The following is an 8,430-nucleotide window of genomic DNA, read 5'->3' on the forward strand; positions in this document are numbered from 1 at the left end:
GGCGGCTAAAGCTTCCTGGCACGCAGCCGTTCATACTCGGCCTGAAGATTGACGCGGTGGTACTTCTGGCTCCGCGCGAGTACCTTCTGCAACGCCTTCACCACGAGCTCACCAGCTACCTTGCCGTCCCGCTCCTTGGTCATTTCATCGCGGAGAAGGAACTCGCCGAAGAACCAGTCGAGCTTGCCCAACAAACGACCGAGAGCCTCGTCGTTGGGATGCGGATTGTTGAGGTCTTCGAGCGGAATACCGGCGATTCTCGCCAATGCTACGCGTTTCTCGGGTGAATAGAAGTCCGGAGGCGCGCGATCTCTTTTCGCACTATTGCACGAACCACAGAGGGCGGTAGCGGTCGCATCGAGAGGCCACAGAAGCGCCAGCGGCCTCGTGTGGTCGAGATGCATGTGGCGAGGCGTTGGCAGTTTCGCTCCACAATTGAAACAAGCGCCCCCGAATCGCTTCCAAACGTCATCAGCGAGTTCGGAGCCCGTATCATGCCGATATCGAAGCTGCGGCGTGCCACCATAGAGCTCTGCGAGCAGAAGCTCGAAAGCTCGACGGCGCGCGGCGTCCTCCTTCATCTGTGCCGATGTGCGCTGCGGGTTATGCGCCGCATTCACTTCGAACTTTTTACAGAAGCGACACTCCAGTTGAAACCCGTAGTCCAATCTCAACGTTTCATTGCTATCGTCTTTGTTACGAAGCCGACTGAAAGTGGCGTGTTGGCAAGGGCGCCTGTGTTCTGCCACACAATGGTTGCTAAAACTCAGCTGGTCTCGCTCGATAGATACGTTGATGGGCAAATAGCGTCCACAACGGTTGCACGATTTAAGAATCAAAGGCTGGTCAGCAGAAGAAGCGTTTTTAGCTGCTTCAATGATGACCTCTCCTGCACCTTCATCACTGATAAAGAGCGCCTCCGGAGCAAACTGATACATATTGCGCATCAGCTCAGGTCGCGCATCGTCGAGATATTTGTGCTGAATGCGCCCACAGAGCGGCCCATACAGCGCGACAGCCGATTTGGTGTTGGCGGTCAGCGTAAAAATGACGTCCACTTGTTCTGCATCTTGGGCTTGCCACATGCTGCCAGCCTTATTCCAACAGCCGGCGTCACGGTAATCGGTAAGCGTCTGCTTGGTTGGGCCGCCCTGCAAACTCCGAGTTACCCCTGCGGTATGCCAAAACCATAGTCCATATCCGATGAGATTGCCTTTGGAGTGACCCGCAATATGGAAAGTGACTTCGACTTGTTCACCGCGCTCAAGTGGAATTTGCTTCTCAAAGTGCCGACGAAACTCTCCACCCGTAGTGTCTTTGTGTACCTTGAACCCTGAAGTCCTGGTCATCGCGCGGCGACGACCGGCGTACAGAGTCTTTCCCGGGAGTTTCCCCCCGCCTGTTGGTACTGAGCTCATTTTCTGGATGTCTTGCCGGTGAGTAGTTGCGGGACCGAAACGCCCATCACCGAGGCGAATATCTCCAGCGTGCTGAGCGTTACATTCCGCTCGCCACGTTCAACCGAACCGACATAGGTGCGGTGCAGTCCGCAGATGTCCGCGAACTCCTCTTGGGACAGACCCTTGCGTTCACGAAACTCCCGGATATTGGCTGCCAGGATAGAGGTGAGAGGAGAACTGGGCCTGCGGAGTGCCTTTGATTTTTTCATCCACCGGTGCGCGATTCTTGAATCGGAAATCTGTGCACCAGTGTCTTTTATTGATGCCTTTGAATCTACAGACAGTGAGTAGCATCCAGATGCGCCGATGACGTCTTGGCTCTTGGCCTACTAGGGGCTGGCAACAACTACCAATGATACCAAAACGTTCTGGATAGGCCTGCCATGACCGCTGTCCCACAATGCTTTGCATGTGGCCTGCCATCCGCCGAGTGCTGGGGTTGGACCGCCGCCGAGCGTTCGACGCGGCCGGCGGTGGTCGGCGTTGGGAAGGTGCCAAGAGCGTCGAATCACTGAACGCCGCGATCCTGGCTGGCACCACGGTCGCGGCACGGCGCGCTGGCTATTACGCACGCAACAATCCCTGGGTCGCCGCGGCGGTGCAGGCGCTGATCGCCAATGCGGTCGGCACCGGTATCAAGCCGCGCTCGGCGCATCCCGACTCGAATGTGCGCGACGCGCTGCACCGGCTGTGGGCGAAATGGACCGATCGCGCGGACGCCAATGGCCTGACCGACTTCTACGGTCTGCAAGCCTTGGCGCTTCGGGCCATGGTCGAGAGCGGCGAGTCGTTCGCCCGGCTGCGCGTCGCGGACATGGTCGATGGTTTGCCACCGCTGCAAGTCGAACTAATCGACCGCGAGCAGGTGCCGACCGACTTGCATCGCGAGATCGGCGGTGGCGCACGCATCCGCGCCGGTATCGAGTTTGACGGATCAGGCCGGCGTGTTGCCTATCACTGCTATCGGCACCGGCCGGGAGACGCGCTCGCGCCGATAGCGCTCGACAACGTGCGCGTGCCTGCCTCCGACATGGCGCACCTGTTCCAGGCGCTCACGCCCGGGCAGTTGCGGGGCATCACCTGGCTCGCGCCGGTGCTGCTACGGCTGCATGAACTCGACCAGTACGAGGACGCCGCGCTGGTCAAAGCCAAAGTCGCGGCGCTGTTTACCGGCTTCATCCGCGATCCGGACGGCACGGTGGCGGGGCTCAACGGCGGTGGAGCGGTCAACGGTGTGCTGCAGGTCGGCATGGAGCCGGGCAGCCTCATTCCGCTGCCGCCCGGCGCCGATATCCAGTTCTCCGATCCGGCCGATCCCGGCGACTACGGCGCCTTCGTCAAGAACCACATCCGCGCGATCGCGGCCGGCCTCGGGGTGCCCTACGAGCTCGTGTCCGGCGACCTCGAAGGCGTCAGCTATTCCTCGATCCGCGCCGGGCTTCTCGAATTCCGTCGGCGCATCGAGCAACTGCAGTATTCGGTCATCGTCTTCCAGTTCTGCCGGCCGGTGTGGGAGCGCTTCGTGCGGCTTGCCGCGCTTACGGGTGCGATCGACGCCCGCGCCTTTGACCGCGATCCGGCGGCCTTCCTCGCCTGCGATTGGCTGCCGCCGAAATGGGACTGGGTCGATCCGCTGAAGGACGCCCGCGCCGAGATCGAGCAAATCCGCGCCGGCCTCAAGAGCCGCAGCCAGTCGATCGCCGAGCGTGGCTACGACATCGAGGAGGTGGACGCCGCGATTGCCGCCGACCGCGCCCGCGAACAGCGTTTCGGGCTTTCCTTCGACACAACGGTCTCGCCTGACCAGCCGGCCATGGAGGGCGCCAATGCCTGAGCTTTTCGTCCGCCGCGCGGCGCTTGCGCCGCAGACAGCCGATCCGGAGGGGCGCACCGTCGAGGCGGTGTGGACCACCGGAGCGGCCGTGCGCCGGCGCGATGCCGCCGGCTTCTATCTCGAACGGCTGTCGCTCGATCCCGAGGCCGTCGATCTGTCGCGGCTGATCGGCGCCTCGGTGCTCGATGCGCACCGGCAGAGCGCGGTGCGCGACGTTCTCGGCACCGTGCGCGATGCGCGCGTCGATGGCCGGCAAGGCACCGCGGTTCTGCAATTCTCGACCCGGCCCGAGGTCGAGCCGATCTGGCAGGACGTGCTCGCGGGCATCCTGCGCCACGTCTCGGTCGGCTACACGGTCGAGCGTTGGCAGGACACCACCGATCCCGTCACGGCCGAGCGCGTGCGCACAGCGGTTGCCTGGACGCCCATCGAAATCTCGCTCGTTCCGACGCCGGCCGACCCCGGCGCAACCGTTCGCACAGGAGGCAACATGCCCGAGGCCGACGCCAATGCTGACAATGCAGCGCGAACGCCGCCCGTTGATAATACCGACGCGGTGCAGAACCGCGCTCAGGTGAATGCGGAGATTCGCTCGATCGCCCGCATTGCCGGGCTCGGCCAGGAGTTCGTCGATGGGCTGATCGACCGTGGTGCTACCGCCGACGAGGCGCGGCGTGCGGCCTTCGACGAGCTCGCCCGCCGCGGCGGTGGTGCGCTGCGCACCGAGCAGACGCGTGTCGAGGTGCTCGACAGCCACGACGATCCCCGGGTGCGCGTCCGCAACATGGGCGAGGCGCTCTACGCTCGCATCAATCCGCAGCACCAGCTTTCGGAGCCGGCGCGGCGTTACGCCTACGCCACTTGCGCCGAGATGGCGCGCGAGCTGTTGATCCTACGGGGCCACCCGGTGACCGGGCTGTCACCGGCCGCGATCATCACTCGCGCGCTACACACCACCAGCGACTTCGGCCTGATCGTGGGCGACACCATCGGCCGCACGCTGCGAGCCGCTTATCAAGCGGCACCGGTCGGTATCCGCCGCCTTGGCCGGCAGACCACGGCACGTGACTTCCGCACCGTGAACAAGATCATGCTGGGTGAAGCGCCGATGCTCGAAAAGCTCAACGAGCATGGCGAAATCCAGGCCGGCACCATGGCCGAGGCCAAGGAGGCCTACAAGGTCGAGACCTTCGCCCGCAAGATCGGCGTCACCCGCCAGGTCCTCGTCAATGACGACCTCGGCGCGTTCGCCGACCTGTCGCGCCGAATGGGCCAAGCCGCGGCTGAAACCGAGGCCAAGACCCTGGTCGATCTGCTGGAGGCAAACAGCGGCAACGGCCCGGCTATGGAGGATGGTGACACGCTGTTCCATGCCGACCATGGCAACAAGGCAGCTTCCGGCGGTGCCATCGCTGACGCAACGCTCTCGGCCGCGCGCCTCGCCATGCGTAGCCAGACGGGGCTTTCCGGCCAGCGCATCAGCGCGACGCCCAAGTACCTGCTGGTGCCGCCCGCGCAGGAGACCACGGCCGAGAAATGGCTCGCCACGATCGCTGCGGCAAAGGCGGCCGACGTGAACCCGTTTTCGGGATCGCTGTCTCTGGTGGTCGAGCCGCGGCTGTCGAGCGCCACGCGCTGGTACGTGGTCGCGGACCCGAGCGAGATCGACGGCCTGGAATATGCCTACCTCGCCGGTGGCGAGGGACCGCAGGTCGAAAGCAAATCCGGCTGGGACGTAGATGGCGTCGAGGTGCGGGTGATCCTCGACTTTGGCGCCGGCTTCATCGACTGGCGCGGCTGGTATGTAAATTTTGGAGCGTAGCGCCCATGATTGACATGCGAACCATTCCCGGCATCCAGGGCTATCTCGCCGATGCAGATGGCAACATCTGGAGCACTGCGCCGGGCCGATGGTGTCAGAATCCCTTGTTCCGAAGATTACGGGTATGGACCGACAAGAAGGGTTATCGGCATGTCTCGATCCGCAGCAAGCGCTTTGCCGTTGCTCATCTCGTAGCGGCGGCATGGCATGGAGCTCGTCCAGCCGGACTGGTGGTGGCTCACCTGAACGGAAACTCGGGAGATAATCGACCGGTCAATCTTGCGTACGTTACGCAGAAAGAAAATATCGGTCACAAACGCAGGCATGGCACACTTTTGACGGGCGCGCGGAGCCCGAAAGCTCGGGTATCCGACGCCGATGTAGCTGCAATCCGCTACCTCATTGCATCCGGCGCAACCCAACGTGAGATCGCGACTCGTTTTGGCGTAAGCATGTCCTACGCCGCCGCGGTGAAGCATGGCCGCATCAGGCGGGAGACTGCGGCATGACCGACCTCACCCAACTCGAGGCGTGGCGCGATGCGCTGCTGAAAGCGCGCTACGTCGGCCTGCGCATTGTCGAGTACGACGGCCGGCGTGTGTCGTATGCGACCGATGCTGAGATGGCGACGGCGCTTGCCGACCTCGAACGGCGCATCGCAGCCGCACAATCCGGCCGCGTGAGCCAAGTGCGCATTCAATCCACGAAAGGAGTTTGACCAATGAAGAATTTCATTCAGCGCGGGGAGATGATCACTGTCACGGCGCCGACCGGTGGCGCCACTTCCGGCCAGGGCGTGCTGGTCGGCAACCTGTTCGGTGTCGCCGCAACCACCGTGGCGGAAGGTGCCGACGTCGAGATCGCCACCGTCGGCGTCTACGAGCTGCCCAAGCTTGTGAGCGCCGTCATCGCTGCTGGTGCCCGTGTCGCCTGGGACGACACAGCAAAGCAGGTCGTGCTTCCCGGCACCGGCATGGTGCCGATCGGCATCGCCACGGTTGCTGCTGGCAACGGCGTCGCCACCGTACGCGTGCGGCTCGATGGCGTCGCGACCGAAGCGGCGTGAGGCTAATGCAGCGGTCCGGCCTTTGCAGAGGGCCGGCTCAAGCCACCAGCCATCTGAGTCTTTCGCCACTGCTTCACCGCAACAGCAATTGCATTCAGATCGGCCTGCACCGCGTGATCGACGACGGGGAAGACGCGCGCAAGCTCATCCAACATGCCCGCGTCATCAGGACCGGGCGGCCGAGCAAAGGTATTGCGGGCTGTGGCAAGGAGTTCGATGCCCTTTTCGATCCGCGCAAGCAGTTCAGCAACCCCGGATGGAACGTCCATCTCTCGATTCCCGCCCGTGAACCCGTGCATGAAGCCGTCATAAAGCTCCTCGACACGCATCGCCGCCGCTTCCCGCAAAGCGTCGCGTGTGGAAGGCGACTCCACGGTCTGCAATCTCACCGGCGATGATGCATCCTGATGTCGAGCCATGCGGTTCCATAGCCCCATCAGGGTCTGGAAGAACCTGTTCGCCTCGTCCCCGTTTTCGAAGGTCGGCAATCCATCTGGCCACAAGCTGGAAATGGTCTTGACGGGTGAAACATTGAGAGACGGGCTGACGATCTCTCCCCAGAAGCGCATGCGCGCGACATGGAATGGCGTCGGGCAATTGTGCAGCTTGAGGAAGCGTCGCATCGCCGCGTCACCCACATATGGGAATTTCGGCTTCGCCATTTGACTTCCTCGTAGATTCTCGCGGCGTCGACCGATCCTCTAAGGGGTGAAGCGCGTCATCACCGCTGCCGCGTGGGTGCGGATGCTTTCATTCTGACTTGCACTCCACGCACCCAGCAAATCCCGGTATGAAGCGGATGCAAAGGCGACTTCGTCTCCGCTGACCGCCGCAGCGAACAGCGCGATTTCGGCTCGATGCGCTACAATATCAGCCTCGTAGATGGGACGACCGTCCGGCCAGGACTTTGGCTCGGCGTAAAGGTAGAAGAGTACGGGCCGCTTGCCGAGCATGCGCTTGTCCATATGAACCACCGTCCGCAAACCGAAGGCGTGTTTCACGAGCTGGGCAGCATCGAGACGTGCAAACGCCGTGCTGCCGTCAAGAAGTCCATCGCGGATCCGCTCATATCCAGCCATGGCGTCTCCCCAAACTGGCCTCCAGTAAGCCTCGGAAAGGTGCGGCTCCTGTTTCGCACGGAACGGCTCGTATCTCTTCGATTCGATTCCGATCAATGCGGCACCGGTTTGGACCACGGCATCGAGGCAGGGATGCCGGCCTCCTGACCAGGGAAAACGCAACACAACTTCCAGGCCAACATCCCCAGCCGGCCAACCCAGATCATCGCAGCCCACCAAGGGCGGCAGATCAACGGCACGACCCAAGAACCACCCGAATGTGTTCGCGACGAGCGCGGCGGATGACTCCCGACTTAAAAATTTGCCGCTCGCAATTTCATTCCCCGGCGCAGCTGCGTAGCAGGCCACGACACGATCGACAGGAATACCCGGCAGGAAGGCATCCTCCATTGTGCAATTCGGATGATTGACAGGGGTTGCGGGCATCGCGGAGGCTCTGTCGACAATATGGCCAATCTGATCAGTTTCGCCACCAACCGTCCAATGCCAACACCACTCGACGAAATCGGCACCCTAATCGCCAAAGCTCGTGCCTTGGCGACGGACTATTACCGGCTGACCGGTAAGCCGCTCGGCATCACCGGCGAGATTGGCGAGTATGAGGCAGCACGGCTCCTCGGACTGACCTTAGCGGCTGCACGCGAAGCGGGCTATGACGCGACTGATCCCGCCGGACGACGATTGCAGATCAAAACCCGCAGCGTCGCTGTGGACCGTCAGGGCAAGGGCCAACGCATCGGTTCTATCAAGCTCAAACATTCGTGGGACGCGGTTCTGCTGGTGCTAATGGACGAGCAGTTCATGCCAACGTCGATTTGGGAGGCCGATCGCGCGGCGATCGAGACCGCGTTGCTCGCACCAGGCAGCAAGGCCAGAAACGAGCGTGGTGCGCTGGCAGTTTCCAAGTTTAAGAGCATCGGCCGTCGGGTCTGGCCGACGTGAACAGCAGCGGAACATCGGAACGTTCCCGTGTCGCATCCGTGTCGCACGGAATCGCCGGTAATGCCCGTAACCCTTTGACATCTTTCAGGTTCGCCTTGCGTTCCTATGCAACACGGGTCCGAAAAGCAAAATGCCGCCAAGTCTTTGACTTGGCGGCATTATTTTGGTTGCGGGGGTAGGATTTGAACCTACGACCTTCAGGTTATGAGCCTGACGAGCTACCGGGC

General features: G+C 62.3%; 10 protein-coding genes and 1 tRNA gene (1 of these 11 cut by a window edge). 6 read left to right on the forward strand and 5 right to left on the reverse strand.

Features of this window, described 5'->3' with window-relative positions; all coding sequences use genetic code 11:
* Positions 1 to 5: 5 nt before the first annotated feature.
* On the reverse strand, positions 6 to 1,349 hold the full coding sequence (locus tag ACK41X_RS07985) for an HNH endonuclease (protein WP_409721056.1): 1,344 nt from the start codon (positions 1,347 to 1,349) through the stop codon (positions 6 to 8).
* A gap of 65 nt (positions 1,350 to 1,414) precedes the next feature.
* Positions 1,415 to 1,669, reverse strand: coding sequence for a helix-turn-helix domain-containing protein (locus ACK41X_RS07990; protein WP_409721059.1), 255 nt, complete (start codon positions 1,667 to 1,669; stop codon positions 1,415 to 1,417).
* A gap of 200 nt (positions 1,670 to 1,869) precedes the next feature.
* Between ACK41X_RS07990 and ACK41X_RS07995 the strand changes: the two genes are divergently transcribed.
* Genes ACK41X_RS07995 through ACK41X_RS08015 form a run of 5 tightly spaced genes read left to right on the forward strand, consistent with a single transcriptional unit; the run spans position 1,870 to position 6,182 of the window.
* Positions 1,870 to 3,294: a phage portal protein gene (locus ACK41X_RS07995; RefSeq protein ID WP_409721061.1), complete on the forward strand. Its 1,425-nt coding sequence runs from the start codon at positions 1,870 to 1,872 to the stop codon at positions 3,292 to 3,294.
* Positions 3,287 to 5,116 (forward strand): prohead protease/major capsid protein fusion protein, encoded by a 1,830-nt coding sequence (locus ACK41X_RS08000; protein WP_409721064.1) that lies wholly within the window; start codon positions 3,287 to 3,289, stop codon positions 5,114 to 5,116. The genes ACK41X_RS07995 and ACK41X_RS08000 overlap by 8 nt, the downstream gene beginning before the upstream one ends.
* Positions 5,117 to 5,121: 5 nt before the next feature.
* Positions 5,122 to 5,625 (forward strand): HNH endonuclease, encoded by a 504-nt coding sequence (locus ACK41X_RS08005; protein ID WP_409721066.1) that lies wholly within the window; start codon positions 5,122 to 5,124, stop codon positions 5,623 to 5,625.
* A complete protein-coding gene (locus ACK41X_RS08010) occupies positions 5,622 to 5,834 on the forward strand; it encodes a phage head-tail joining protein (RefSeq protein WP_409721069.1) in 213 nt (70 codons plus the stop codon). Before ACK41X_RS08005 ends, ACK41X_RS08010 begins: the two co-directional genes overlap by 4 nt.
* A 3-nt stretch (positions 5,835 to 5,837) precedes the next feature.
* Positions 5,838 to 6,182: a DUF2190 family protein gene (locus ACK41X_RS08015; protein WP_409721072.1), complete on the forward strand. Its 345-nt coding sequence runs from the start codon at positions 5,838 to 5,840 to the stop codon at positions 6,180 to 6,182.
* A 2-nt stretch (positions 6,183 to 6,184) separates the two neighbouring features.
* On the opposite strand, the gene ACK41X_RS08020 is transcribed toward ACK41X_RS08015, so the two are convergent.
* Positions 6,185 to 6,844: a hypothetical protein gene (locus tag ACK41X_RS08020; RefSeq protein ID WP_409721075.1), complete on the reverse strand. Its 660-nt coding sequence runs from the start codon at positions 6,842 to 6,844 to the stop codon at positions 6,185 to 6,187.
* Positions 6,845 to 6,883: 39 nt separating this feature from the next.
* Complete coding sequence (locus ACK41X_RS08025) at positions 6,884 to 7,651, reverse strand: hypothetical protein (protein WP_409721078.1); 768 nt, start codon at positions 7,649 to 7,651, stop codon at positions 6,884 to 6,886.
* Positions 7,652 to 7,708: 57 nt separating this feature from the next.
* Here ACK41X_RS08025 and ACK41X_RS08030 point away from each other — a divergent pair, with 57 nt between their 5' ends.
* On the forward strand, positions 7,709 to 8,203 hold the full coding sequence (locus ACK41X_RS08030; protein ID WP_409721081.1) for a DUF6998 domain-containing protein: 495 nt from the start codon (positions 7,709 to 7,711) through the stop codon (positions 8,201 to 8,203).
* Positions 8,204 to 8,367: 164 nt separating this feature from the next.
* Here ACK41X_RS08030 and ACK41X_RS08035 read toward each other — a convergent pair.
* Positions 8,368 to 8,430 (reverse strand) — tRNA-Met (locus tag ACK41X_RS08035) (it continues 14 nt past the right edge of the window).

It is taken from the genome of Pseudorhodoplanes sp., from assembly GCF_046289595.1.
Lineage (GTDB): Bacteria > Pseudomonadota > Alphaproteobacteria > Rhizobiales > Xanthobacteraceae > Pseudorhodoplanes.